The organism is Sphingobacterium sp. UGAL515B_05 (assembly GCF_033097525.1).
Classification (GTDB): domain Bacteria; phylum Bacteroidota; class Bacteroidia; order Sphingobacteriales; family Sphingobacteriaceae; genus Sphingobacterium.
Genome location: NZ_CP109907.1, coordinates 3,551,139 through 3,577,293, shown reverse-complemented (window position 1 = coordinate 3,577,293; position 26,155 = coordinate 3,551,139). Strand labels below are relative to the sequence as shown.

At 37.1% G+C, this 26,155-nt stretch carries 25 protein-coding genes; 8 read left to right on the top strand and 17 right to left on the bottom strand.

From position 1 onward, the window contains the following. Nucleotides 1-149: 149 nt before the first annotated feature. Both OK025_RS14610 and OK025_RS14605 read right to left on the bottom strand, forming a co-directional pair. Nucleotides 150-521 (bottom strand): two-component system response regulator, encoded by a 372-nt coding sequence (locus OK025_RS14610; RefSeq protein WP_317664784.1) that lies wholly within the window; start codon nt 519-521, stop codon nt 150-152. Nucleotides 522-762: 241 nt separating this feature from the next. Next, entirely contained in the window at nt 763-885 is a 123-nt protein-coding gene (locus tag OK025_RS14605) for a hypothetical protein (RefSeq protein WP_317664782.1), read from the bottom strand. A gap of 1,014 nt (nt 886-1,899) precedes the next feature. Here OK025_RS14605 and OK025_RS14600 point away from each other — a divergent pair. Continuing rightward, nucleotides 1,900-2,706, top strand: coding sequence for a DUF6896 domain-containing protein (locus OK025_RS14600; RefSeq protein WP_317664780.1), 807 nt, complete (start codon nt 1,900-1,902; stop codon nt 2,704-2,706). A 392-nt stretch (nt 2,707-3,098) separates the two neighbouring features. On the opposite strand, the gene OK025_RS14595 is transcribed toward OK025_RS14600, so the two are convergent. Continuing rightward, a complete protein-coding gene (locus tag OK025_RS14595) occupies nt 3,099-4,439 on the bottom strand; it encodes a serine hydrolase domain-containing protein (protein WP_317664779.1) in 1,341 nt (446 codons plus the stop codon). A gap of 685 nt (nt 4,440-5,124) precedes the next feature. Between OK025_RS14595 and OK025_RS14590 the strand changes: the two genes are divergently transcribed. Further along, nucleotides 5,125-5,514 carry a hypothetical protein gene (locus OK025_RS14590; RefSeq protein WP_317664777.1) on the top strand — a complete coding sequence of 130 codons (390 nt, stop codon included), beginning with the start codon at nt 5,125-5,127 and terminating at the stop codon, nt 5,512-5,514. Between the two features lie 331 nt (nt 5,515-5,845). After that, nucleotides 5,846-6,472 (top strand): hypothetical protein, encoded by a 627-nt coding sequence (locus OK025_RS14585; protein ID WP_317664775.1) that lies wholly within the window; start codon nt 5,846-5,848, stop codon nt 6,470-6,472. Nucleotides 6,473-6,497: 25 nt separating this feature from the next. On the opposite strand, the gene OK025_RS14580 is transcribed toward OK025_RS14585, so the two are convergent. Both OK025_RS14580 and OK025_RS14575 read right to left on the bottom strand, forming a co-directional pair. Continuing rightward, nucleotides 6,498-7,004, bottom strand: coding sequence for a hypothetical protein (locus OK025_RS14580; RefSeq protein ID WP_317664773.1), 507 nt, complete (start codon nt 7,002-7,004; stop codon nt 6,498-6,500). 301 nt (nt 7,005-7,305) lie between these two features. Continuing rightward, a complete protein-coding gene (locus OK025_RS14575; protein ID WP_317664771.1) occupies nt 7,306-7,476 on the bottom strand; it encodes an SMI1/KNR4 family protein in 171 nt (56 codons plus the stop codon). Between the two features lie 236 nt (nt 7,477-7,712). Here OK025_RS14575 and OK025_RS14570 point away from each other — a divergent pair, with 236 nt between their 5' ends. Then, complete coding sequence (locus OK025_RS14570; RefSeq protein ID WP_317664768.1) at nt 7,713-7,838, top strand: hypothetical protein; 126 nt, start codon at nt 7,713-7,715, stop codon at nt 7,836-7,838. A gap of 12 nt (nt 7,839-7,850) precedes the next feature. After that, entirely contained in the window at nt 7,851-8,408 is a 558-nt protein-coding gene (locus tag OK025_RS14565) for a hypothetical protein (RefSeq protein WP_317664766.1), read from the top strand. A 169-nt stretch (nt 8,409-8,577) separates the two neighbouring features. On the opposite strand, the gene OK025_RS14560 is transcribed toward OK025_RS14565, so the two are convergent. The 5 genes from OK025_RS14560 to OK025_RS14540 all read right to left on the bottom strand — a co-directional run bounded on the left by OK025_RS14560 (nt 8,578) and on the right by OK025_RS14540 (nt 17,140). Next, nucleotides 8,578-10,026: an arylsulfatase gene (locus OK025_RS14560; protein WP_317664765.1), complete on the bottom strand. Its 1,449-nt coding sequence runs from the start codon at nt 10,024-10,026 to the stop codon at nt 8,578-8,580. A gap of 15 nt (nt 10,027-10,041) precedes the next feature. Further along, nucleotides 10,042-11,823: a RagB/SusD family nutrient uptake outer membrane protein gene (locus tag OK025_RS14555; RefSeq protein ID WP_317664763.1), complete on the bottom strand. Its 1,782-nt coding sequence runs from the start codon at nt 11,821-11,823 to the stop codon at nt 10,042-10,044. A 23-nt stretch (nt 11,824-11,846) separates the two neighbouring features. Next, a complete protein-coding gene (locus tag OK025_RS14550; RefSeq protein ID WP_411567702.1) occupies nt 11,847-14,972 on the bottom strand; it encodes a SusC/RagA family TonB-linked outer membrane protein in 3,126 nt (1,041 codons plus the stop codon). Nucleotides 14,973-15,454: 482 nt separating this feature from the next. Next, a complete protein-coding gene (locus OK025_RS14545) occupies nt 15,455-16,489 on the bottom strand; it encodes a FecR family protein (protein WP_317664759.1) in 1,035 nt (344 codons plus the stop codon). Nucleotides 16,490-16,573: 84 nt separating this feature from the next. After that, nucleotides 16,574-17,140, bottom strand: coding sequence for an RNA polymerase sigma-70 factor (locus OK025_RS14540; RefSeq protein ID WP_317664757.1), 567 nt, complete (start codon nt 17,138-17,140; stop codon nt 16,574-16,576). Between the two features lie 584 nt (nt 17,141-17,724). Here OK025_RS14540 and OK025_RS14535 point away from each other — a divergent pair. After that, nucleotides 17,725-18,249, top strand: a complete 525-nt coding sequence (locus OK025_RS14535) for a Crp/Fnr family transcriptional regulator (RefSeq protein ID WP_317664755.1) — start codon at nt 17,725-17,727, stop codon at nt 18,247-18,249. Nucleotides 18,250-18,325: 76 nt separating this feature from the next. Next, nucleotides 18,326-18,658 carry a hypothetical protein gene (locus OK025_RS14530; RefSeq protein ID WP_317664754.1) on the top strand — a complete coding sequence of 111 codons (333 nt, stop codon included), beginning with the start codon at nt 18,326-18,328 and terminating at the stop codon, nt 18,656-18,658. A gap of 216 nt (nt 18,659-18,874) precedes the next feature. Here the strand turns inward: OK025_RS14530 and OK025_RS14525 are convergent, their stop codons facing one another. The 7 genes from OK025_RS14525 to OK025_RS14495 all read right to left on the bottom strand — a co-directional run bounded on the left by OK025_RS14525 (nt 18,875) and on the right by OK025_RS14495 (nt 25,239). Beyond that, nucleotides 18,875-20,029: an acyltransferase gene (locus tag OK025_RS14525; RefSeq protein WP_317664753.1), complete on the bottom strand. Its 1,155-nt coding sequence runs from the start codon at nt 20,027-20,029 to the stop codon at nt 18,875-18,877. Nucleotides 20,030-20,105: 76 nt separating this feature from the next. Further along, nucleotides 20,106-20,669: a Crp/Fnr family transcriptional regulator gene (locus OK025_RS14520; RefSeq protein ID WP_075993728.1), complete on the bottom strand. Its 564-nt coding sequence runs from the start codon at nt 20,667-20,669 to the stop codon at nt 20,106-20,108. 242 nt (nt 20,670-20,911) lie between these two features. Continuing rightward, nucleotides 20,912-21,613 (bottom strand): lycopene cyclase domain-containing protein, encoded by a 702-nt coding sequence (locus OK025_RS14515; protein WP_317664752.1) that lies wholly within the window; start codon nt 21,611-21,613, stop codon nt 20,912-20,914. Further along, nucleotides 21,610-22,068 carry a sterol desaturase family protein gene (locus OK025_RS14510; RefSeq protein WP_317664751.1) on the bottom strand — a complete coding sequence of 153 codons (459 nt, stop codon included), beginning with the start codon at nt 22,066-22,068 and terminating at the stop codon, nt 21,610-21,612. The genes OK025_RS14515 and OK025_RS14510 overlap by 4 nt, the downstream gene beginning before the upstream one ends. Nucleotides 22,069-22,077: 9 nt before the next feature. Then, nucleotides 22,078-22,914, bottom strand: coding sequence for a phytoene/squalene synthase family protein (locus tag OK025_RS14505; protein WP_317664750.1), 837 nt, complete (start codon nt 22,912-22,914; stop codon nt 22,078-22,080). 4 nt (nt 22,915-22,918) lie between these two features. Then, nucleotides 22,919-24,397 (bottom strand): phytoene desaturase family protein, encoded by a 1,479-nt coding sequence (locus OK025_RS14500; protein WP_317664749.1) that lies wholly within the window; start codon nt 24,395-24,397, stop codon nt 22,919-22,921. A 200-nt stretch (nt 24,398-24,597) separates the two neighbouring features. After that, nucleotides 24,598-25,239, bottom strand: a complete 642-nt coding sequence (locus tag OK025_RS14495; RefSeq protein WP_317664748.1) for a MarR family transcriptional regulator — start codon at nt 25,237-25,239, stop codon at nt 24,598-24,600. Between the two features lie 280 nt (nt 25,240-25,519). On the opposite strand from OK025_RS14495, the gene OK025_RS14490 reads away from it, so the two are divergent. Beyond that, nucleotides 25,520-26,134, top strand: a complete 615-nt coding sequence (locus OK025_RS14490; protein ID WP_317664746.1) for a carboxypeptidase-like regulatory domain-containing protein — start codon at nt 25,520-25,522, stop codon at nt 26,132-26,134. Nucleotides 26,135-26,155: the final 21 nt, after the last annotated feature.

Here is a 26,155-nt window from a genome sequence, read left to right as displayed (position 1 = left end):
ATTATAAGGTCGACGAAAAGTCGAAGGATTCTGACTCCTTGATATAATTGATACGCACTCATCTAACGAACTGGTGGGAGAAATTACCTCGTAGAAATTTGGAAGAAACATCTTCATTCAGAAATCTTAGTGTCTTCACAGCCTAAAAATTAATCAAAAGTATCATAAACAAATCTGCGGATATAGTTTTCCAAATCGATAAGATCAAAAGGTTTCGCTAAAAAACCGTCTGCTCCGCATTCCTTTGAAATAGTCCGTCCATCGGTATGACCTGAAATCATTATCACAGGTAGCCTATTATGTTTAGGTAAACTCCGTAAATCCTGTAGTATCAACTCTCCGTTTCGTGCGTACATATGAATGTCCAGAAAGAGTATATCGGCATCTATACAATTCAGTACATCTATCAGAATTAAACTGTTCGAAACAGTTATAACCATTGTATCTTGATCCTCCAATACAACGGAAAATGCATTCAGTATTCCCTTGTCGTCATCACATACCACTATTTTCTTTTTCATCTTGAGTCTTTTTTTGTTATTATTGATCAGAGACATGCAACGCTTAATTGCATAAAAACATGAAATCTATTTAAAACCACTCTAAACATCTGTACATCATGAAGATGCAGCTTATTGTAGTCAAATTCAGTTTTATTAAAAAAAGCGAGCAAAAGCCTGGTCTAATAATCCAGCCTTTGTACCCGCTCCTAATTAATCTGCCTTTGTGCAAGAGCAAACAATAAGCTATCTTTTCAATTGCCTATTTCTTTTTTTTACGGAAAACATTATCTGTTAAGTCTTTAGAGACAGAATCTTTTTCTTTTTGATAAGAAGATTGCGTTTTCTCTTTTGTGCTTTTTTCCTTTTTAGTGTCTTTACTCATGATATATGGATTTTATAGTGCGTATTATCCTTTTCCCTTTTCAATGTTTATACTTGATCGGGAAGAATAAATGTAAACTAAAACGTCTTCTCTCTTTGAGGTACGCTAGCAGCTATTTGTTAAACTAAAAATTTCCGGAAAATATATTGTGGAGAATTTAAAGATAAAACAAGTTTGTTTATCATATTGGATCTACAAAATGGGGTTATGTGAAATAGTAGATCATAGTATTAAATATACAAATAATAATTGACAATGAAGCACCTATTTTTCTATTGCCATAGGTCATGTAAGATTTATACCATTACAAATCTGTAGAGCTCATGTTCAAACATGGCTACCAAACGATCTGCCAAGACTTCTATGATATTCTACTAATTTCCAACAAAATATTCATATATTTATTATTGAAGGCTATGGTTTTTTATTAGAAATTCCCCTTACTCAACTTACGATGAAAAGCTATCAATTTCGTTTTAATAACCGCAGTAAAACCTCAGCCATTCTTGTTTGGTTTTTTACGGTTTTATTGGCCATTACACTAACAACTACCCTTTTTCTTGTACGCCCTGCACATGATCTCTCGAGCTGGCTGTTACTGATATTATTTCCGTTCCTCTTAATAGCTATTTATAGATTATTTAAGACGGCCTCCGAACGACAATCGACAGAAATACTAACGCTGAATAGGGACGGAATTGCAAAAGAAAAGTTTTTAGATTCGTTGATCCAATGGGCATTCATTCTGCTCGGAGTGAACTCTCCTATATGTTTTTTAGCTTTCTGTCTACAGTGCTCCAAATACGTAAGAATTTCTGACCTGGTATATGTCCGGTCCTATTCCAATCGGAATAACGATGTTTGGAAGTGTTAATGAAGGGCTTTTAAGAAATTACAACATCAAATCGTATGGATAAAGCAAAGGAACCTATGTTTATAGTATCCTTAAGGAAGAGTGGAAAAGCAAATAAACCAAAATAATAGCCATAACTGATCGATTTAAAACGAATTGCATTGGACAGAACAACACATATAATCACTATTAAGTCAATTGACCAAATTCCGACATTAGATGAAATTAAATCCATTCCAAGAGAGATGGCCTTAAAGCTTATTTTTAAAGGAAAGATGAATAAACAACGAGAACGAGTCGGAGAATATCTCGAACATGCACTTTCAGGTTTCCAAGTTTTGACCCATACGGTCGAACCTGAACTAAACATTGTAAAGCTTATTACGGATCAAGAGATTGAAGACCATCAGGACTTTTTTGAACAATGTGCGAAAGATTACAGGAAACTTGGTGAGCAATTAGTATTTATATTGATCGACAAACTTGATCTAAACTTAAACAAGGATTTTCCACTAGATACGTTCAACGAATTAAAACGAGACGATCGACAGCTAGGAATAGTTGATGAATGGAAGTATTTCGTCCATGGTTTTCACTGTGGTTTTCACCATTTGACAACGGGACAATGTATTGAGGTTCCTCTAGCATTCGGACTCGAATTTGGAGATTTAGATCCATATTTTTTCATGAAGTTTATTCTGTCCTCACCAGACTATAGGACTCTGCCAATTCCCTTATTTGGCGAATATGCCGACGGGTTAAGAATAATAAAAAAAATGACCGCATTAGGGAAATTTGAAGAAATCCCTTCGAATGTCCCTGGCCACACTGGTGTTGTTGTCACAGATAGAGAAAAAATTGAGATTAAATCCGACATGGATTTAGAGAAAATATTCGGAAAGCATATTGAGGAAATTAAGAAGAAAGCCAAGTTCAACCTTTGGGAATTTCTTGGAATAAAAAGATGAGCCTGGCAACAAGACTATTGAGAAGATTCTCCATAAAGAATGTGTAAAGGCTATCCCTAGAAGTATTCCGCTTTAGGTTTACCTGATGCCGCCAAAATGCTAGGAGTGTCTCCACATTGCCAAAGTCACAGCCCGATCACCGCATTAGCATTATTTTCTAGATTATCTTTCTAAGCGGTATAAGGGAGATATTGAAAAGTCGGGAATTTTAACCTCCTCGAATTCGAGGGGGGTAGAAAACAAGCCGGTCTCGAGGTTATACTAAGCAACATAGAAATTATAAACGCGTTATTTAACTTACGGCTCACGAATGTTCAATATTTTCTAGTAATACCGAACGGAGTAGATGCCGAAATTCAAGAAGACTATCGAGGCCTGTTTACTTTGGATCCTTATATTTTCTTGAACTCAAGAACCAAGTCTCCATCTTTCAACAACAGGAGCTGTTCACCGGGTATAAATTCCAAGATGCTACCTTCATCATCATACACAAATGTATGTTCTGACTTATAGAGATAAGGGACATACATCTGTCCATTATCTGATAACTGACCAATCAAATTTGTGCCATCTGAAGAAATCGTCATTGTTTGACTTCCATCCTTATACCGGTAGGTCCCTGCTATTTGGCGAAACTGTTCCTCAGTCAGGTCTTTTGTTTTATTGAAATCGGGTAAGATGGGATCTCTACCATAAACATATTGGATGAGTGTATTTTGAACCTGGCTTAAGTCGATATTAACGGCATTACACAAAGTTACGATCCCTAGCTTTTCCGCTGGAAAATACCAATAATCCGAGAAATAGTTTTCAATTCTACCACCATGAATATATCCTGTTGGATTCTTAAATCGTGCTTTTTCAATTCCCATTCCATATTCCCCCTTATTCTCGGGTAACATTAACACGAGGCTCTCCTTTGAAATTAACTTACCCTCAAACAGGCCTGAAAGAAATCGATTAAGTTCCACAGCCGTGGTTGCTATACCACCGCTACCAGGGTGATTCGAAAAATTTACCTTTGAATTTTCAATATACCTATTTTGAATATTATACGATATCGCTTCATGTTTATTTGGATCTGTCTCCGGAGAGAAATATGTATTGCTCAATTTAAGTGGTTTGCATATCTTTTCCTGTAATAGCACAGCATAAGACTTGTGATATACTTTCTCCAATATAAATCCCAATAACGCATAATTCGTATTACTGTATTCGTAGGCAGTATTTGGTTCAAAATTGCTTTTTTCATTTTTAATATGGTTGATAAATTCCGCTTCTGTATGAAATTCCTGATCCCATATTTCCTGCCCCTCGACCTCAGTAAAGTTAAATATACCACTACGATGTTTCAACAATTGTTCTATGGTAATCTTTTCGGCATTTTTTACTTGGGGATAAAATATCGAAAGATGAGTATCCAAACTTAGCTTTTGTTCTTCCACAGCTTTAAGAATTAAAACGGCTGTATACGTTTTTGTATTAGAGGCAATGCGAAATTTTGTATTGCTATCATTTTTTCTTTTGGAACCAACATCAGCATAGCCTATTGAAGTTGTATAAAATAGGCTATCGTTGTGCAATACCGCTACAGTTCCCATCATTTTATTATTTTGGAAAAGATGGGCAAAATAGGCATCTAACTTTTCTTGCGCCACTAATGTACTATTGCCGAGAAAAGCAAATAATACAATAAGGGCAGAGATATTCTTACTATTTTTTAGAAAACACATATAAGGGATTTATATAACAATCGATTTCTCTGTTTTCAACTTTCCAACAGCCACCATTTGATTTCTCTAATTTAGACAACTAATTGATTTATTTTAACAAAAGTGTATAATAACAAATTTAAACTTAAAAACAATTTGGAAATGCGATTTGAGTTTAAACTCAGATCCCTTAACATATCTTACAATATTAGCTTGATATTATTTGAAGCTTCGTTATAGCAAGCCTAGGGCTCGGCGTCTATTGTCGCTGGGATATATGTTAATTTAGAACTTATATTCCTCTTGAATGTGCTTTATCAGCTTTTTTGCATCATCATCGGAAATTGATTTTTCGGGAATATTCTCGATATTTTCATTGGTATTTTCTTCCATAAAAAGTAGGATCTTTTTATAAATATTGGCTATTAAGTTACAATATACAATTTTTTATTCTCATTTTTCGCTAAGACCAATAAGTGTGTCAACTACTACACCTTTGTTAATATGGGTATTAGAATAGATTTAAATTTCAATACATTGCGCAATGCTTCAAAGGAATATGTAGCTTTGATTACGCTATAAGAAGCAATTCATGACTACCTCAATACGAAAGTTTTTTTAACCAATACATACAACAACTGTCGCACAGCATGACATTATATGGTCAAGCAAAGTGTAAAAAGTATTACTGTCAAAATTTAGAAAAATGAAGTTTTTAAAATACAATATCCTTTTGGGCACATGGTTACTGTTGTCTTGTACCACATTGAAAGTCGCGGATAACAGTGGAAAATACCAAAGAAGTGAGGTAGAGGATAGTAGAATTGCTAAAGATAAAGTTGGTATAAATATTCAGCTTTTTGACATCGAAAATGGCAAAGAAGTTTCAATAGATAATGTTAAAAACATGCCAGGTAATGTAATCGATAGCAGCAGCAATGCCAAGCTCCTCATATTTGATAAAAATCATGTACCCAAAGGTATATTTGTTATTAAACCAACAAAAACACCATTTTTACTACGCCCTGGGAGGTATAAAAAGAATCTTATAAACTTTAAAATATACCTAACTCCTGACACTAGAGGTGAAATTTAATTACTTAGAGACGATCAACTCGTTTTCTAAAACTAATTTTTAAATAATTGATTAAGTATATTAAAAAATGTATGAAACGATTGGATAAAAACAGCACATATCTTGTATCGAAAACAGAAAGCTTCAATAATCAGAAGATCCTAAGGTCTGACTTTGAAAAGCTCTCTCACACCATTACTTTCACAAGCCAAAATCTGCACTCAACATCTACATGATACTCAAATCGAGATTTAAAAATGCTTTTAGTCTTTTAGAATTACAAATTGCTCTTTCGAAATTGACAAATAAAAGAACAGAACCAGAATTTGCTCTGCAAGCGGAGGTAGACAATATGAGAACTACTTACAGTAAGATATTGAATGAAACCGAAAAGTTTCTGGAACATTGTCAAGACTATAGGATCTGGATTTCGAGCTACATACCATTAGACTGCCCCACGACTAAATATTTCATTTGGTATGAAGATACAGATGAAAACGATAAGCTGCTAATCTCTAATGATGGAAAAGTGTTTCTTTCCCCTTCAATAGATAACTTGGTTCATTTACTGATTAGTAATAACGATACCTTCAAGGCACCTGCTAATTTAGAAGCATGGTTGTCTGGTATGGAAAACTTACCTCCTACTAAATCGATCACTTATTCTCCCCGGGAAATTATCGATGGTTTTCGATCAGATGCTGTTTCGGTTGATACTCTTGCTGATTTTGTAGATTTTTACAATTTGGTCGGTGACCTAAGCTACCAAGATGAAAGATTTGGAGACCTGCTCAAATCTCGCGAAGCGGGAGAACTTACGAAAGTCTGGGACTACTTTTGTAATAACCATCTTTTCAAGGCTAAAAGACATAAGGAGGTGTCTTTTGATAAGACCAAGTTTATTGCTGATTTTAAGGAGTTAGTGGGGAGGTTTGAAATATATATATTAACATCCCCCTTAAACATATCCTATTGTTAGAGCATTCTTCAAAAATAAAGAAAACTTACTGCGCTAGTGACTGAATAATAATAGCTGAATACCAATTTCCATTGCAATTCCTAAAATCTTCAACTTCGTAATACTTAGAAAGATCCTGTTCCCTTATATTTTCAAGAAATCCCAAATAGTAAACATGCGTATTTAAGTAACCTTCATTTTGCCCAACCTTAAATAGCATATTATCTGAGTTAAAAAAAAGAATTTCTTCTATAGATAATTGATTAAAGTGATTTTTCAAACTGTTGAAATCGCTTTCACTTAATCTCTTTTTAAAATCATCATCTTTAGTTGCATACTGATCCTTGTATATATTTGTAAAATAGGACTTTGGCATATCCGAATTATTAAAGAATTGTTTCGGATTATTAACTATAATTCTTTGAACAGATTCAATTGACTTACTATTTTGATAAAAACCACACTGTTGTTTTGTGCAGCTCGTTATCATAATAACTAACATAATATAAATAATATTTAATTTCATCTTTTCTTCACTTTTTGGCTTTTTCATCGATATGTGGTGCCAAGATAAAAAATGGAGATGGAAATTATAATTAATGAGCTATTTATTTTGATCTGAAATTATATAAATTTTCTAAAAATTCGGAAAATGAATTTCCGCAAAAATCAATGTAATCAGTTTTAAAATTCGACATTAAACCAAATGAGTGAAATGTCATTTTTACTTTGTGGAATGCATAACTGGTATCTGTGGCATTCATCCCGAATAAAAAATAGTCTAGAATTTGCCCCATTAGTAAGATATAGCTTTCATCTATTTCTTGAAGCTCCTCTAAAGGAAACAGTCTTAATCAGCTATTGTATCCTACCTCACCCTCACTCACATTGAATTCTTTCAACATAGAAATATAATCATCTGGAAGATTAAAACCGAGATCCTTCTGTACCCGATTGATCAAATCGGCAGATACTGCTAATCCTTTGATGAAATCACCAAAATACAAAGCTATTAGACTATCCATAACGATTTATTTCCCACAAATTTAAACATTTACACATCAAATTAGAGGTTATGTCGCATTAGAATATGTATATCGATGACATTATGGTTAGCACAGCGAATTTTTGCTTAGTTTCGAAATAAATATATTGCGCAAATACCCTGCGTACCTTTGGAATATATTTGTTTAGTTTTTACTGTTTTATAGCCAACAGCGAAAACGTGTAACAATTGTAAAAGTATTAGCAATTATCATATATGACACTTGAAGAATTAACACTTGAAATTTATGCGGAAAGGGCATTGACGTATTTTGAGAGTAAACACCTGGTTACCTGGGCCATCAATGTGTTAACCCTGGGGTATGAGAGTGAAAACCTCTAAATATTAGGTGGTTTGGATAACGCATCTACGGAAGAACGCGAAATCTATTTTTGGAAATCAATTGCTGATCTAAAATTAAATATAGAGAAAAGTGAAGCGGATTTAATGGAAAACTATGCCCTAACAATCGCAAAAAAAGCAATCAGCGAAGAGATCAGTATAGAATATGCCTTCAGTCAAATGCGAAAAATTGTGTCTGCAAGCGGATACAATTACAGGTATATCGCCTTTTATGAAATTGACGAGGATATGGACTATTTGAACTATAACAACTCGCCCCTTTACAATCCAGGGCTTACGCTTGAAAATTCAAAGGAATTTATCTTGGAGGAAATGAAAATCTTCGTCGAAATGGAAGGCTTAAATATCTCCCGCGAACAACGTCATAAATACTATTGCGAGACTTGTAAAAACCTTACTGGCCCAATAACGAAAAATAAATTTCAACTTAAAAAACCATTTAGATATACAGTTATGGCTTGTGGAATATGTGGTTCAGAAAAGCTTAAATACAACAGTAACCATGATGTTAAGCGGAAAATAATAGAACAGTCAAAAAAGAATAACTAAAACTGATCATTGGATGTGGAAATTTCTTTTGGCAAATGATTTCCCGATTGGTTTTAGATAACCTTCGAAAATAAAAATTTTCAGGTCAAGTTGATCGACTGTTTTACAGAAAAATTAGCCCAATCCTTTTATAAAAGATTGGGCTAATTTAATATGAAAAGATTTTGATTTATTGAACCTTTTTAATCAAAGGGAAAATAGTGCTTTCAACATGTGCTTTTTCGATCAGACGACGTAATTCCATGACTTTTTTTGGATTATCGGCAGCAATATTATTTTGCTCTTTTGGATCTTGCTTAAGATTAAACAATTCCGTTGTTGGAGCACCGCTCATCACTTTCTGTAAAATAAGTTTCCAATTCCCTTTACGGACAGCCTGACGTCCTCCGTCCTCATGGAATTCCCAATAAAGATAACCATGCTGCTTTTGCTTTTTACTTTCACCCAACAATGTCGGGACAATAGAAATTCCATCGGTATATCTTGGCTTATCGGCTTTGGCTAATTCGACCATCGTTGGCATAATATCCCAAAAAGCACCTAAATAATTTGATGTTTTTCCAGCTGCAATTTTACCTCGCCAGTAAGCAATAAACGGCGTCTTTATGCCGCCCTCATACAGATCGCGTTTTGTACCTCGTAATCCGCCTGAACTATTGAAAAAAATAGGATCTGCTCCCCCTTCTTTATGTGCCCCATTATCACTGGTGAATATAATAATTGTATTATCAAGCAGATTATTTTGACGTAATCTTTCAACAATTTGTCCTACATACGCATCCATCCGACTTACCATACTGGCGTACATTGCATGCGGCTTTTCGACACTGTTGTACCCCGGAACTGTTGCTTTAGGACCATAATCGTTGCCTCGGTAAGGCTTCTCATCAAACTTATCGGCATATTGCTTATAATACTCGTCTGCTGGTCCTGCAAGTTCAGCGTGGGGTAGCACCGTGGGGACAAAAAGAAAGAAGGGTTTATCTTTGTTGGCATCGATAAAAGCAAGGGTTCTTTCCTGAATCAATGCCGGTGCATATTGGCCCTCTGCCATCAACCCATTGCCATCAAGTTCAATACGCTGCTTATTATGCCAAAGATGGGTAGGATAATAACGATGTGATTGACGCTGACAATTGTACCCATAAAACTCGTCAAATCCCTTCTGGTCAGGTGCACCCGTTGTACCTACCATGCCTAACCCCCATTTACCAAAGGCACCGGTGGTATAACCGGCCTTTTGCAGCAACATCGCGATGGTCTGCACTGAATCTGCCAATGGCTCTTGCCCCTCCGGTTCAATTTCCTTATTACCTCTGACGTAAGTGTGTCCTGTATGCTGTCCTGTCATCAAGGATGAACGCGATGGTGCACATACGGAAGTGCCTGCATAAAAGTTATCAAACTTCATCCCCAATTGGGCCAATGAATCGATATGTTTGGTTTCAATTTTAACTTGACCATAAGCCCCCAAATCGCCGTAACCAAGATCATCGGCCATAATAAATACAATATTCGGTCTTTTGCTTCCACTTTGCGCGAAAAGACTGCTTGTGAACGTCGCGATTAAGACAACTAGGAACGTTTTCTTCAGCGTTATCAATGTTAATATTTTCATGTGTTATAAATTATTTTACCAGCCTTCATTCTGTTTTAAGTTTTTATTCTGTACCAGTTCTGCAGCAGGTATCGGATATAAATAATAGTATTCAGGAAAAGGAGATGGCGCTTTACCTTCGTAGGCAATATAACCTTTTGTCTGTCCATTTTCAACTGGAATAGGCGTATTAGAAGGTACATCTAATCCCTTGGTTATATATCGTCCTAATTTTTGGGTAATGGCATAATCCATTTTCTTCCATCGTCTGAGATCGTCAAAACGAAACCCTTCACCCATTAGTTCAACAGCACGCTCGCGACGTATTTCCCACAGCACGGGGCTTATCGTCTCATCGCGCTTGGGATCGGGTGGAATTGCCGTCAACTCCAGAGAAGCCACGCCAGCGCGTGACCTTAATTTATTTATCGTTTGATCGATAATCTGCTGGTTGATCTCTCCCAATTCATATTTTGCTTCAGCATATCCAACCAACAATTCCCCAAGCCTAAATATAGGAGCATCGTTGATATCAACATTCTGGATCCTATTGATCTTGTTACTGAATTTGTAAAACCGATATCCGGTGTAGCTTACACTATAAGGCTGTCCATTGGTGAAATCTACATAATGTGGTTCCTCTTTCAATATGAGACCTTCCCAGTTCATCCAGGGTAAAGTTTTATGTTTGTCGTCTGATAGTGTGGCCATCAAATCGATATACTCCCGGTCCTTCGGATCATCCGAGTACTCCCAAAGCATATTTGTCTTCCCCATTTTAACTTTATAGGGAGGTGGAATAGTAAAGTATAGACGGGTATCACGGTTTCGGAATTCAGTATATGCACTTTCATCACCAGCAAATGTTGGACTCACCCAGCGAGTTTTCCCATCTTTCATCAGATACATATCCACAGCTTTCTTGGTGAGATCCCATCTACCTGAGGAATTACGTGCCAGCGATGCTAGACCATGTGTAATCTGATTTAACTCATACTGCTTATAAAGAAAAACCTCAGCGACATTTGCCAATGATTCACTGTTAAACAGCAGGTCATAATTGCTCAATAGAGGTATCGTACTGGATAGGATTTTTTCTGCTGCTGCAGTTGACAATTTCAGGTATTTTTCAGCGTCTTTAAGTTGATGATATTTCCTCCATGTCCCCTCCCTCAGGCCAAAACGGGCTGTCAGTGCCAAGACAACCTTACGATTGATAGTATTTGGCCCATCCCCATTTTCTTTGATATTTTCTCCGGCATAGCTGAGCATTTCTACGATATGTGCCGCAATTTCATCTCGAGTTCCCGGGGTACCGTAGAGAACATCGGTATCGCCATCGTCAATCGTACGCTCTACCCAGATTGCCTGACCAAATTTGTTGAGGAGATCCATATATTGGTAAGCCTTGAAAAAGTAGCCGATGCTACGGATATGCTTCTTTTCCGGTTCAGATAGCTGGCTTGCCTGCTCAATATTATCCAAAAGAACGTTGATGGATCGTATCTGCACAAAAGGATTACTGTAATCGCTACTTGTTGATGGGACGACCATTCGCTGCCAAATCCAATCAGAAGTGGCGTTTGCCTGCGCTTTGGCAAATAGATCGCCGTTGACCTCAGCGTCAGGGACAGCATTGCTGTAGCCAGGAAACGTGCCATAGAATTGCCAAGCATAGGAAATAAAATTGTTATAGTTTGTGAAAGTACTTTGCTCTGTCAATGTACCTTCTGGATCGAGATCAAGTAAATTACTGCAGCTTGTTAACGATGTGGCTAGCCCCAAGCAAAGGATATAGTGGATAAATTTCTTTTTCATGATATTCTGCGGTTTTTGAAGATTTAAAACGTGACATTAACGCCAAAACTATACTTTTTCAGGAATGGATAAATACCTCCCGACCCGATGTTTTCACCATCGGCCTCCATCCCTTTGGGCATACGATCAGCTTTAAATAAATTTTCACCCGAAACAAATACCTTGATATTGTCGATCACTTTGCTCCGTAAAGTCTTTCTGTCGATGGTATAACCAAGTGTAATATTTCGCACCCGAAGATAGGAGCCATCCGAAAGGTATTTGGTCTGTGTTCTTCGATTCGCTGATGTATTTAAACCTGCATTTGCATAGATACGCGCATAGGTGGCATCAGTATTGTTCGGCGTCCAATAATCTAGATTACCCTTATAGAGGGTACCGAATTCGTTATTATAAGGCCACATCAAGAAATTGCTCAACCAAAGATCCCGCTTTCCTACACCCTGTATAAACAGGCTCAAATCAATATTCTTGTAAGAGAAATTACTATTCAGACCGAATTGAAACCGTCTATTATTATTGCCAATAACCTTCATGTCACCAGGATCGGATACAGTACCTGTACCACTGAAGATGATACCATCACCATTTAAATCAGCATATTTAACATCTCCAGGATTCTGAGCAACACCTTTGAAATACGGGATTCCATCTTTTAACTTTCCATTTACCAAACTGGCATTTAAACTATTTTCCTGAAAATCATCTACCGTATAATAACGCTCTGTAACATACCCCCATATTTCACCGAGTTCTTTTCCTTTGTAGAAGCCATCGATCAAGCCAGCACTGTTGTTGATTTTGGTAATAAAACCTCGATTATCTGAAAGATTGAATGTAAATGAATATTTAAAATCTTTAATCTTGTCTTTCCAGGAAAGTTCCAGCTCCCATCCCTTTGATTCAAGATCCGTAATATTCTGGAATGGAGGTTGTGCGCCCAAAACTGCCGGTAGGTCGGCCCCCTGATAAAGCATGCCTATTGTCTGCCGTCTAAACCAGTCAAAACTTCCGTTCAATTTGCTATTGAACAAAGCAATGTCGACACCGAAATTTAAAGTACGCGCCTTCTCCCAGGAAAAAGTTGAACTGATTAAATTTGGTGGATTTATCGTCAGGTAGCGAATGCCAGTATTTGGATCTATCCAATTTGCATTGCCTGTCCCCATCTGAGGTATTGCAGGAAAATAAACTTGATTTTTATTGGTATCAAATACGACCTGGTTACCGATTTCCCCATAAGAAGCCCTGAACTTCAACATTGGGATACTATTTTTTAACCCCGTCATAAATTGTTCCTCAGCAACATTCCAACCAGCAGAAACGGATGGAAAAAATCCAAACCTGCTACCTTTGAGGAAACGGGATGAACCGTCTAGTCGACCGTTCAGTTCCAATAGATAACGATTCTTATAATCATAATTAATTCTGCCAAAATAACCGAGGATAGCATACTGACTAAAACTGTCGGATGTATTTTGTGTCCCTGTGCTTGTCCCCAATGAAGGTGAATCAGGACTTAAAATCCCATATCTGGTTGCTGAAAATGATTCGGTATAACTTTTCTCATAATTTGTTCCCACCAAAACTTTCACATTATGGTCATCCAATGCACGACTGTAGCTCGTATAGAGATTTAAAGCATTATAGTCCGTCAGGGAATTAGAACGGGTATAAAAATCTTGATTGAACAGGTATTCCGTATTAAAATTATTCGGATTCATATACCTATTTCTGTTCTGCGCATTTTTATTGTTCAGATTGTTTTTACTAAAGGTGTATTCAGCAGTAATATTCCATCCTGGTAAAGGGTTATACTCCAGTTTACCAAACAATCTAAGATTTTCTTCATATCTGCGCGAAGGATCTTCATATTTTAGATAATTGTTGGGCGTACCGTAAGGTATGGCTTTCCCATCACTGTCTATCGTCTCGCCAGGATTAAGATATGACCCGAATGTCAGAGCCCGATAAAACATCTCACCCATATTGGCTGGGGTAAGGCGATTATCCTTTTTATAAAACACATTGACACTCGCATTAAAATTTTTGAACAATTCGGCGTTTACATAAGCATTGAAATTATATCTACTATAGCTATCTTTTTTGGTAATCATAATACCATCTTCGTTGCTATACATACCAGAAAGCCTATACGCAATCTTTTCCGAACCACCTCTGATAGAAAGATTATGCAGGTGTTCAAATCCGGTCTGGAATACCTCATCGTATAAATCGTATTCTTTTAGGGGATATTTTGTGTTATTTACCTCGGCTATTCCATCAGGAAATTTTGTTGGATCTGTTTGATAATTTTTTAATAAATCAAGCCAGGTATCGACATTTTGTCCTGCCCAATTCGAAGTATTTCCAAAGTCTTTTAACGCCTGCACAAATTCAAGTGGAGTCGCTTTCTCAGGGAGCGTTGAAGGGCGGCTCCAAGTCAGATTACTCGAGTAATTGATGCTGGTCGGCTGATTTCTGGATCCTTTCTTTGTGGTGATTAGAATGACCCCAAAGGCTGCTCTAGCACCATAAATAGAAGAAGCGGCAGCATCTTTCAAGACGGTGACATTTAAGATATCTTTGGGATTTATATCGTCCATATTCATAGGGACGTTGTCGACCAATACTAAGGGGCTACCACCGTTTATGGAAGTAACGCCCCGAATATTTAGTTCTGTCGATGTTCCGGGACGTCCTCCACCAAAAGTAACCTGTAAACCAGGTAAAGCCCCCTGTAATGCTTGAGAGCTACTGCTTACAGGTCTATCTCCCAACACTTTTTCCATATCAACTGAGGCTACAGCCCCTGTAAGATTTGCTTTCCGTTGTGTACCGTAACCAACAACAACAACTTCTTCCAAGGAGGTCAGATCTTCTTGGAGGACAACATTCATAAATGACTGGCTAACCGGAATCTCCTGACTGATAAAGCCTACATTACTGACAAGTAAAATGGCATTTGGCCCACTTACTTTTAGATTAAATTCGCCTTTATCGTTTGTACTTGTACCGCGATCCTTATCCTTTTCGACTACGGTGACGCCCGATAAAGGTAAGCCCTGCCGATCCAAAACCTTTCCTTTGATATCAAGCCCTTGGGCTTCTTTATTGTTGACAGTGATCACATAGGTGTTTCCATTCATATTTTCCATCCGGAGCTGAAATTTATTCAGCAATGGCGCTAAAGCGTTGGTCCAATTTTGGTTCTCGACAGAAATAAGGGGAAGGCTTTTATTGGCGATCACGTTGTCAAAATATATAAATTTGACTTTAGTCTGCTTTTCAATGGTTTTTAAAACAGTCTTAAGATCGGTATTTTTTATTTTTAGGGATACCTTTTCCTGTGCTTTGGTACCTATTCCGAAGACCTTTACGGTAAATGCAAAAGTGAGCGCTAATGTTAATTTTGTCATTAATGCATATTTAATGGTGCTAGATTTTCGTGCAAAAAATACCTGACCATGTAAATTTTTTTTCATAGTTTTAAATTGATTATGGAACCATAGAGTGCTTTATCTTTCTCAGGGACTACGCACTCTTATTTCATGAACATGAAGGATACATCATTGGGTGTATCCTTTTTTTGAAACTTTATGTATAATCTCTCATTATCGTTTATTTAGGGTTAATATAAAATAATTGATTCGTTTTCTTCTTTGATATGTAGCTTCGGATTGGCCAATAAAATAGTCTTTAAAACCATCTCTAGGCTATAATTCTCCATCGTCCCGGTAAAGGTGGTTTTCTCCAGTTCGGTATTGTCGATTACGATATTCCTGTTATACCATTTGCCTATTTTGGACGCAACAATATCCATCGGGTCAGCATCAAAGGAAAGTTTATTCTCAAGCCACAATGCTTCGGAGGGCATTTTTTCTCCATCCTGAACAATAAGCGCTGTCCGTTTTACCCCATTTGTGCTGCTCTCATCACTAGGTTTGGATCCTATCGATATGTGGGCTATGGTTAACTTTTCTCCGGGTACCATCTTATAGGTTTTGTCACTATTTTGACTTTTCAATTCGATAGCACCCTCCACAAGTGAAGTCTGTGTTTTATTCTCGTCCTGATACGCCCTGATATTGAATTTTGTTCCCAATACTTTTACCTCGGAATCCTTACATGAGACAATAAATGGGTGTTTTTTATCTTTGGCAACAGCAAAAAAGCCCTCCCCCACCAATTTTACCCGACGTTCCTTTTTATTGAAATCTGTAGCCAGATAGAGTTTGCTGTCGCCATTTAACCAAACGGTACTCCCATCAGGCAGGCTAATTATCCGTTTCTCGCCCTTACTGCTGCTATAACTCATTCTATACTCAACAACTTCTTGTTGAGATAAATACCGCCACATACCAACAAAAAAGAAGATTGCAATACTAGCCGCTACTAGATAAAAGAGGTTGCGTTTTTTTACCCGACTCCTTACTGGAATGCTTTCGGGGGTACTGTCTTCCAATTTCTTCCATAGCTGATCAAATGCCATTTCAGTTTTTTCGATGGTTGATGACGGCGTTCGTTGCTGATTTTTAATAAAATGATAAAGGACTTGGTGATCTGGATTGTCAATAAGCAACTTTTCAAACAGTAACTTCTCCTCAGGTGTTAGTTTCCCCTGAATTTCTTTGTTCAATAATGCTAGAAGTTGATCCTGATCCATCTTACGCTTGAGTCTTTAATATAAGAGCCAATTACAGACGAATCTCACCAATAGAAATTTAAAATAATTTTAAAACACTAATTTCTAGCTATTTATTTTTCTACAAGTAATAGAATCTCTTAAACGACGGAGCGCCAGTTGGATGTGTCGGTCAACGGTATTCGTAGAAATTTCCATAATGGCAGCCGTTTCATGATAGGTAAAGCCAAGTTCCTTGACTAAAGTAAAAGCCATTTTACACTTGGAAGGCAATTCGTCTATGATCTGCTGTATAATTTTCAGGTTTTCGCTTGAAATATATTCTTGCTCCACACTTGGATATTGATAGTTAAAGTCAATAATTTCTGAAATATCCACATGGGTATGCTGTCTTTCAAGGTATTTTATGGCATTATTTCTTACAGACCTAAAAAGATAAGTTTTGATGTTTTCAATTTCCATTAACTTATCTTCCAATAGCCATAATTTCATAAAAATTTCTGAAATAATATCTTCAACCGGAACTGGTGACTTAATAATTGCATGACCAAAGTCATATAAATCGGGGTAAAATTTTTTAAATAACGTTTTAAATGCAAACTGGTCTCGATCGAATACAATTGCATACCGCAATTCAGTCCATAAAAAGGGATCTTGATTCAACTTTTGCATTTAAATAAAAATATGAAATGGTCTATGGGAAATAAAGATATCAATTTTTGCAAGAATATAAGAATTTTAAAAGAAGCATTATCGGCTCAACATTTACTAATCACGATATTATTCACTGATCGACCAACTGCTGTACTAATTGGATTATAAGCGGGATAGAAACTGCGCCAATACGTAATCGGACCAGAATCCCACCTTTAGATTATTATTGGAATCCTATCTATATAATCTTTATGCTAATATCTATCTGGCTCAAGGTGATATTGAGAAGGCTCCAGTAGCGGGACAGCAAGCGCTCCAGCTATTGCCCCAATTTGATCCTGTCCATCACACTGGCTTATAGCGTTGTATTATTAACCTCAGTCGTTACAGGACTGCGACACAACAGGATGCTCGGCGGGGACTGAAACAATCTTGGACTTACATTTCACACTTTTTTGGCAATAGTAAAATTAATCTATCTACTTCCTGATGGACTTGAAGACTATTAGAATAAATATGGAAAGGAGTCATGGGCAGCCTGCTGCATTTTTCTATATTTGAAGTAAATGGAACTCATATCTTATCTACTTAGGCACATAAAATTGAACAACGCCGAATGCGAAGCTATCGACAAAGCCTTTAGTAAACAAACTTTTGCGAAAGGTATTATTCTGGCACATCCAGATAATCACCACCAAAATGTTTATTTTATTGAAAAAGGATTATTACGTGCTTTTTATAACTTAGATGGAAAAGATATCACCCATTATTTTTTCGACGAGAATAATTTCCTGGTATCTTTTGAAAGTATTTTTTTTAACCGTCCTCACCCCTATGGCAAACAAGTATTGGAAGAAGCAAGTCTGCGTATTATCCCGTATAGCAAACTAGATGAACTCTGTAATAGCATACCCGCTTTTAAAGACTTCCGGCTGCAAGTATCGTTACAAGTGATAAGTATGTTATCCGATAAAACTCTTGCATTACAATTTCAGACTGCCGAGCAGCGCTATAAAAATATGCTCGACAAATTTCCTGGCATATTGCTACGAACCTCCCTGGGACATATTGCTTCCTATCTGGGTATTACCCAACAAACACTAAGCGTGATACGTGCGAGCAGGTAACTGATTTCATTTTTTAAGATATCTTAAAAACACTGTAGATTTTTATAATTTGCTTTGCAGTATGAAATCATTAAATATGAAAAAAATACTATCATCCCTTGTCATCGTCTTTATGACAATCATGAGTGTTGCCCAATCCTCTAATGATAATTTTGCAGGAAAATGGAAAACTGAGGAAGGCTACATTATTACGATCTCTTACAACAGCGGAAAATTTTCCGGTCTCGATCCCAAAGGCCGTCCAACACTCTATAATGTGCGTTTTGAAAAAAATGAGTGGAAAGGGACTGTGGAAAACCACGACACTGGACAAAAGGGCAATTGCGAAATGTACCTGCAGGGAAAAAAGTTAAAAATAGTGGCTCATAAAGGCATTTTTTCAAAGACTTTTTATTGGGTAAAGCAATAGACAACGCTGGTTATCGTTCAAACGCTGTTTAGGATGCACCAATACTGGTATTCATAGCTGGAGCTATTTTAAATGAAATATAATATCGTGTTTTATTTAAGCTGAAAATACCGATAATATATAAATTTAAGCCTAAATATCATTCGGGGAGCCGATAAAGACATCCATAATATCGCTCCCCAATCATTGGCCTATAGCGCGATTAAGTAGCTATCCTTACCCAAAGATCCATTTTGACGCCCGCGGGATTATTTTATAAAAAGTAGCCACAAAGCCCCAGGAAATTAGGAAAACAAGGGCTGCAGTCATAGGTATTTTTAGTGATATTGGAATTGAAAGAACATTGGCCAACCAATAGCCAAGCCCTACAACAAAATAATGTACTAAATAGATGCCAAAGCCACATTTTGTAATATTTGAAAAAATGCTTCTCATCTTTACCGACGTCAACTTTACAGTACGTACTAACAAGAAAATGGCTAAAGTCATCATGAATACTTGAGGAGAACAATATAAAAAGAACAGCTCGATCTGTTCTTCACTGGCAGCCGGATTGGAAGCCATCCATTTAAAGCCGGTATGTGTAATTGTATAGCCGATTATAAATAAAGGTACACTCACTAAAAATGTCTTGGGAAAAGACCAGGTTTTTAGGTGATGAGTCAATACATACCCAAGTAATAAATACCCATTAAAACCCGCAAAATAATAAAATGTACCAAAAGTATTCCAGGCACTAAGGCCAAATAGCTCTTTTGAGAAAAATGAATAGGCATAAGGCAAAACCAGTGTACATAACCAAATTCCCAAAAATACCTTCTGCTGCCCCGAGGTCGACTTTTCAACCCATGCGGAAAAGAAAGGCATGTAAAGATATAAACCGATCAACATATAAATATACCACATGGGTACGGTATAAACATTGAATTTAATTGGAATTAAAGAAATTTGAACAAGTGCGCTTGCTAACGACTGTGATGAATCTTTGGCAGCATAGGCAAATACATTTGAAATGATCGTTGGCGGAAGTCCCAATAGTCCTGTTATCCAAGGGAAAAGGTTGTAAAGTACCGACCACAATAAAAACGGAACAGTAATACGCAACAGACGCTTTTTATAAAACTCACCCATACTCATTTTCACAGGTAGCAACAGTAATCCGGTAATCATCACAAAAATAGGTACACAGGCCCTTAGCACCGACCCGTAGATGGAGCCCCAATAGTTAAAATCCGTATTAGACCTTGCTTCGGCCGATACATTGAATGGATCTGAACAATGAATGGCGATTACCATGAATATTGCGATAAAACGCAATACATCTACCCAGGCAATTCGTTGCTGATCAACATGTGCATTAGAAATTTGCATACTCAATATAGTTGGTTAAGATGCAAAAATAAACAATCCACCCTGGAGTAATTTTTAAGTAGTTAAAGAAATAGCGCTATTTTCGAAGTGCACATAACGTCACATGTGATATGCCAAGAAAAGACGCTATGTATCCCAAATTTACCCGCTGAGCCAATTTTGCATGGTTAACCATAAAATCTTCATATCTTTTCTCGGCCGAAAGATATAAGCGGTTGATTAACCGACGTTCCATCTCGACAAAAGCTTTCTGATGGACGTATCGCATCCAGTTAGCAATATCGATATAATCACGGGAAAGCATTTCCAGTTGATCTATTGTCATATAATATAAAAGTGAATCTTCGAGAACCTGTACTGTTTCAGTCTCATACCCTGACACAAATCCGTGAAAACTATTTGTTGAATAAAGTAAATCTCCCTCCTTGCTAAACCAGGAGGTTACCTCTTTTCCATCGCGTATGGTGTAGGCGCGGGCAATACCTTTTTCGACAAAATAAATGTTCTTATCGCTTCTATCTGGCTGTATTAGTTTTGTCTTTTTAGGAACGCTTAGCATGGTTAAATTGCTTAACAATATTTCCAAAGGCTCTTTTTTTATATCGAAATGAGCTCGTATAGCTGCGATGATGTGATCCATTAAATGTTATTCTCAATTGTTGGATGAGTGACAAAACTAATGAAATCAAATGTATAAAAGAATAAAAATTGCCTAACGAAATGATAACGCTCAAAAAAGTGGAGTAAATTATCTAAGCTTTATTTCAACAGGCAATTCGCAATGTCGTAAGAAAAAACGGCTTCTGAACTAGTATTTTCTGAAGCTATTTTTGACTAAGTTTCCATTTTTTTTAGACAGTACAGTGAATCTGAATTCCTTCTTTATATATTGGGTTTCTTAGGCCTGCTTTGAAATTTTTTAAAAAAGTAAAGAACCCACAAAAACTGGGTGTATCCGTACACCGCATCTTCAACCGGAATCGTAAGCACCCTGATCCCCATAAATTCCATGGGATTGTAGTTTACTATCGGAGAATCCAACCCTGTTCCGGTGAGTATACCATTGACAGGTAAAAAACCCAACATTAGCAAGGTGAAGACTACAGAGGCCTGCGTAATCCATTGTATCCGAAATGCAAAGTGAAAAAGCAGTAATGTCACGATAGTCACCGTAGCGGTAACAACTGTGTAGATTCTGTCGGCATATCGAAGTGCCACCACAGCACATATAATGACACTCACAAAGACTACGATATTATTAAAGGCAGATAGCGATTGTAATCTAAAAAATTTATCGATACAGAAATAAGTAAATATACAGGAAAAAGGGATAAATATAAAGAATAACCATTCTTCCAATGGTAAACCTGCTATAACCAGGCCTAGGGTGTACCTTGTGTCAAACCACCATACTCCCTTACTGGTAAACCAGACATCCCAAGCGATAAAAAATACAGCAACAAGTGCCGCTGACTTTAAAAATGGGACAAACTCACGATCGAATCGAAGCCGCTTGTCGAAGGATGCGACAAAACAGATTACGACCGTAAAAAATAAGATAAGCGAGTAAGTATATGGCATCATATTTTTTCATTGTTAGTATACATTTTAAAGTATTTCATCGGAACATATAAAAAGCCAAAACATTCGCCCTCCTCTTTACCCAAATGTTTATGATGTTGTTTATGGGCACGACGAAGCGCCAAAAAGTAACGGTTATTTGTTTTACTCAACCATTTGAAACGTTGATGGATAAATATATCATGTACAAAGAAATATGCCATACCATAAAGCATAATCCCTAATCCAATATAAAACAGATAATTGTATCCCCTTAACGAACCAAAATACATCAACGCGATTGTAGGAAGAGCAAAAATGATAAAAAAGTAATCATTCTTTTCCAAAAAGCCCGAATTGCTATGATCATGATGATCGCGATGTAATACCCAGAGAAAGCCGTGCATAATATACTTATGGATAAGCCAGGTTGCGCCCTCCATAGCAATAAAAGTGACCAATACAGTAATAAAATTCATAGCTTTATTTTATAAGTAAGCAGCTTTGTAACGCAGATAACTTTTTAAAGCAACATAGGCTTTTTGTACATTTGGTATCCTCACCCTGCTTTCCAAAATCTCCTTTGAGGATTTTTTTCGAATCTTCGAAAACAGGGAAAGATAATATTTGTAAGCCAGATAAACGCCAAATTTTGCCGATGCAGGCAATTTTTTAATTCCCAAAAGCGCTTCCTTAAATTCGCTGTGTATCTCATCCTCAATCTGGCTTTTGAGTGCATTATCAAAGACAGCCATATCCAAATTCGGAAAATAAGTACGCCCAAGAACATGGTAATCGTCTTTAAGATCCCGCAAGAAGTTTATTTTCTGAAATGCGGAGCCTAGTTTCATAGCGTAAGGTTTTAACTCCTCATAGCGCTGTCTATTACCTTCTGTAAAAACCTGTAAACACATCAATCCCACCACTTCAGCCGAGCCATAAATATATTCTTTATAGCGTTCAGAATTATAGTCCACTTTATTCAGGTCCATTTCCATGCTGTGTAGAAATTGGCGGATTAGCTCGACGTCGATAGCATACTTATGTACCGTCTCCTGAAAAGATTGTAATATCGGATTTAATGAGATACCTTCCTCTAAAGCACAGTTTGTCTCGAGATATAACCGCGCCAACAGCCGCTTCTTATCATATCCATGAAAACTGTCCACGATTTCATCAGCCAATCGTACATAGCCATAAATCGCATATATACTAGCCCTAATGGAGGGCTTGAGCGCCAAAATACCGAGCGAGAAACTTGTACTATATTTTTCAGTTGTTTTTTTGCTTACTTCATAAGCGAGTTCATCAAATAGCTTTTTCATGGTCTTATGTTTTACGATATAATTCAATGGCTTCTTTGGCAACAATTTTCCCTGATAAAATGGAGGGAGGCACACCGGGACCAGGAACCGTTAGCTGACCTGAATAAAAAAGATTATGGACTTTCTTATTTCTGATCTTGGGTTTCCATACTGCTGTCTGTTTCAATGTATTTGCTAGTCCATAAGCATTTCCCCCGTAAGCATTATAATCGCTGATAAAGTCGCTCACACAGTAACTCCTCTTGTATGCAATCTGTTCATATAGGTTTTTTGTACCGGTATGCTTTTCCAAACGCTTCAACATCTTAATTAGATATTTTTCACGTGTTTCATCATCATCCGAGATAGCAGTTGCCAAGGGCATTAATAAGAAGAGATTCTCACTGTCTGCAGGAGCAACATGCGGATCCGTTTTGGATGGACAACATACATAGAACAGCGGATTTTGAGGCCATTTTTTTTCACCATAAATACAGTCGATATGATCATCCAACGGGTGCTCAAAGAACAGTGTGTGATGCGTTAGATTTGGAATGGACGATTTCATCCCTAGGTAATAGATCAAACTTGAGGGGGCAAAGGTCCTGCTCTTCCAATAATCATCATCGTAGTTTCTCAACTCCTTGGCAAGTAGTGTTTCGATATGGTGATAATCGGCCGATGCAACCACGAGATCAAATGGATGATTCACACCATTAACAACTAATGATGTGATCTTATTCTTTTCAATATTTAACGTATCAACATTATGATCAAAATGGAAAGTGACACCTTGTCTCTCCGCTACTTGCTGCATCGCCAGTACTAACTGAAAAAAGCCCCCTTTGGGATAATGGGTTCCAAGCGCATAACCGCCGTAGTTCATCAGGCTATATAATGCCGGAATATCCTTGGGTGAAGCGCCCAAAAATATAACGGGGAATTCCATCAATGTCCGCAATCTTTGGTCCTTAAAATATTTGGCAACATAGGATCTAAAATTAGAAAGCAAATCTAGCTTAAAAGCACTAAGTGCAATTTTTGGAGAGAGAAATTCGCCCCAATTGTGACAGGGTTTATTCACAAAATCCCGCATGCCCACTTCATACTTAAATTTTGCAGCTTCCATAAATCTATCCAACTGCGTACCAGCCCCAGGTTCGATCTGTTCAAATAATTGTTTTAACTCCTGATAGGATTCAGGTACACGAATCTGTCCAGAGTTAAATATCATTTCAAATTGTGGATTGAGTGATACAAGTTCAAAAAAATCAGCAGTACAACACCCAAAATCTAAAAAAAATGATTCAATGATGTCAGGCATCCAGTACCAGCTCGGTCCCATATCAAATCTAAATCCTTCTGTCGTACTAAACTGTCTCGCCCTTCCACCGGGCTGCGTATGTTTCTCAAAAACATGCACATCGTATCCTGCCTGCGCAAGATAGGCCGCCGCTGAAAGACCCGAAAAACCTGCACCAATAACTGCTACTTTCTTTTTCATTTTTGTTTATTTTAACTCCCTATGCGAGGGTAACATCCAGATGGACCTTCCATTACCGCAATGGACAATGTGTGCATTAAAGTATCTTATTATATCCATAATTTGATCTGCCTATTAATCATCAGATTTCGGAGGCGACTTTTTCAAAAAGTGTAAAAGACAACAAAAAGCCAGCTATTCCTATTACACTTCGGACTGAATTATAACTTCACTTGTTCCAGCAATTTATCAGGTGCAATATTTCTATCATAGATTAATTGATGAAATTTGCTCAATTTATCCAATAGACTTATCAGTGTTATTTTTTCACTGTAGGTCAAATCACCTGAAACAATCTGGGTAGCATGACGTATTTTTCCCATTTGTCGATCCAACGCCGATAAGCCATTTTCTGTGATATAAAGCACCTTACTTCGTCGGTCTTGCTCTGAATCTTGCTGACCGATCCATCCTTGTTTGATCAAACGATTTATAATCGCCATGCCGGCGGGCTTTTCATGAATATTCCGCCTGATCAATTCCATTTTTGTCATCTCGCCAAACGACCTTAAGGTTATAAGGTATATAAACTCCTCTTGTGTAGAAAAATCAGATTCCCAAATAGCTGCCTTTGAATAACTTTTTGCAAACCTATTCATATGCACTATTAATGTGCTGATCACACTCTCTGGACTACGCCCATTTTCCTTACCGTCCCATTCAGGTTCGACCAGAACATCGGTTTCTTTTGCCACTACCCAACGTTTAAATCCATCCGCGTCGGTACTGTAGATTCCATCTACGTTCTCCTGTTCAAATTCCTCTACTAATACAATGATTTCTTTTAAAAGCTGATATTTCATACACTTTATTTAGAACATAAATATACTATATTTGTTTTGTTTTTTTTAATAAAGATTTTTTTTAGAATAAATATAGACCATAAATCTTATCTACTCTTAATTTTGACCAACTGCAACTCATATCGGGTAGAGACTTGCTTTTACTTATAAAAAGACTTTTGTGCCAATTGGTAATCGCTTTTATTATTAATCGTGCAACATTTTTTTCCTGAGCTCGACTAACCTATAGTCACTAACTGCAAACAATGGTCATCAAACTTTGCACAAGAACCTTAATTAAATGAAAGTCTTAAAAAAAATTGCCCTAGTCTTCCCATGCCTGCTTCTTTTCGCCATAGCTCATGGTTCATCTAATAGAATTATCCTTTCGCGCATCGATTCAACCTTTACTGTTACGGGCAAAGTAGTCGATTCGCTTACAAAAGAACCCGTTCATTTAGTTTCAATATACCTGATGGATCATCAAAGTAGCAGCACCCCTATCAAAACAGTGGTTACAAATGAAAGTGGGGACTTTCAATTCACCCACAGTCAGCGTTCATTTTACCTAAAAATCAACCACCTTGGCTTTCAGCCTCAAATAAAAAGAATCGAAACGCTGAACGGTAGCGATATAGATATCGGTACTATAGAACTTCATAAGATTGACAATAAACTTGAGGAGGTTACAGTTTCCTCCAAGAGACCTACCTTGGAGCTAATTACCGGTGGGTATAGATTTAATGCGGAAAACAATATATTAGGCAATAGTACAAATATAGCAGAACTGCTCAAGCAGGTACCGGGATTGACCGTTGATGAAATAGAAGGTAAATTACAGTTGCTTGGAAAGGGAGCTACTGTATTGATAAATGGGCGGAAAGTCAATTTGGGTGGTCAGGATCTATTGAACTAGCTGAAATCTCTACCGAGCAAC

Excerpts from the sequence above, each read along its gene's own strand:
- OK025_RS14610 (WP_317664784.1), bottom strand. The coding sequence starts at position 521 with ATGAAAAAGAAAATAGTGGTATGTGATGACGACAAGGGAATACTGAAT.
- OK025_RS14605 (WP_317664782.1), bottom strand. The coding sequence starts at position 885 with ATGAGTAAAGACACTAAAAAGGAAAAAAGCACAAAAGAGAAAACGCAA.
- OK025_RS14595 (WP_317664779.1), bottom strand. The coding sequence starts at position 4,439 with ATGTGTTTTCTAAAAAATAGTAAGAATATCTCTGCCCTTATTGTATTA.
- OK025_RS14590 (WP_317664777.1), top strand. The coding sequence starts at position 5,125 with ATGAAGTTTTTAAAATACAATATCCTTTTGGGCACATGGTTACTGTTG.
- OK025_RS14585 (WP_317664775.1), top strand. The coding sequence starts at position 5,846 with ATGAGAACTACTTACAGTAAGATATTGAATGAAACCGAAAAGTTTCTG.
- OK025_RS14580 (WP_317664773.1), bottom strand. The coding sequence starts at position 7,004 with ATGAAAAAGCCAAAAAGTGAAGAAAAGATGAAATTAAATATTATTTAT.
- OK025_RS14575 (WP_317664771.1), bottom strand. The coding sequence starts at position 7,476 with ATGGATAGTCTAATAGCTTTGTATTTTGGTGATTTCATCAAAGGATTA.
- OK025_RS14570 (WP_317664768.1), top strand. The coding sequence starts at position 7,713 with ATGACACTTGAAGAATTAACACTTGAAATTTATGCGGAAAGGGCATTG.
- OK025_RS14560 (WP_317664765.1), bottom strand. The coding sequence starts at position 10,026 with ATGAAAATATTAACATTGATAACGCTGAAGAAAACGTTCCTAGTTGTC.
- OK025_RS14555 (WP_317664763.1), bottom strand. The coding sequence starts at position 11,823 with ATGAAAAAGAAATTTATCCACTATATCCTTTGCTTGGGGCTAGCCACA.
- OK025_RS14550 (WP_411567702.1), bottom strand. The coding sequence starts at position 14,972 with ATGAATGGAAACACCTATGTGATCACTGTCAACAATAAAGAAGCCCAA.
- OK025_RS14545 (WP_317664759.1), bottom strand. The coding sequence starts at position 16,489 with ATGGATCAGGATCAACTTCTAGCATTATTGAACAAAGAAATTCAGGGG.
- OK025_RS14540 (WP_317664757.1), bottom strand. The coding sequence starts at position 17,140 with ATGCAAAAGTTGAATCAAGATCCCTTTTTATGGACTGAATTGCGGTAT.
- OK025_RS14530 (WP_317664754.1), top strand. The coding sequence starts at position 18,326 with ATGAAAAAAATACTATCATCCCTTGTCATCGTCTTTATGACAATCATG.
- OK025_RS14525 (WP_317664753.1), bottom strand. The coding sequence starts at position 20,029 with ATGCAAATTTCTAATGCACATGTTGATCAGCAACGAATTGCCTGGGTA.
- OK025_RS14520 (WP_075993728.1), bottom strand. The coding sequence starts at position 20,669 with ATGGATCACATCATCGCAGCTATACGAGCTCATTTCGATATAAAAAAA.
- OK025_RS14515 (WP_317664752.1), bottom strand. The coding sequence starts at position 21,613 with ATGATGCCATATACTTACTCGCTTATCTTATTTTTTACGGTCGTAATC.
- OK025_RS14510 (WP_317664751.1), bottom strand. The coding sequence starts at position 22,068 with ATGAATTTTATTACTGTATTGGTCACTTTTATTGCTATGGAGGGCGCA.
- OK025_RS14505 (WP_317664750.1), bottom strand. The coding sequence starts at position 22,914 with ATGAAAAAGCTATTTGATGAACTCGCTTATGAAGTAAGCAAAAAAACA.
- OK025_RS14500 (WP_317664749.1), bottom strand. The coding sequence starts at position 24,397 with ATGAAAAAGAAAGTAGCAGTTATTGGTGCAGGTTTTTCGGGTCTTTCA.
- OK025_RS14495 (WP_317664748.1), bottom strand. The coding sequence starts at position 25,239 with ATGAAATATCAGCTTTTAAAAGAAATCATTGTATTAGTAGAGGAATTT.
- OK025_RS14490 (WP_317664746.1), top strand. The coding sequence starts at position 25,520 with ATGAAAGTCTTAAAAAAAATTGCCCTAGTCTTCCCATGCCTGCTTCTT.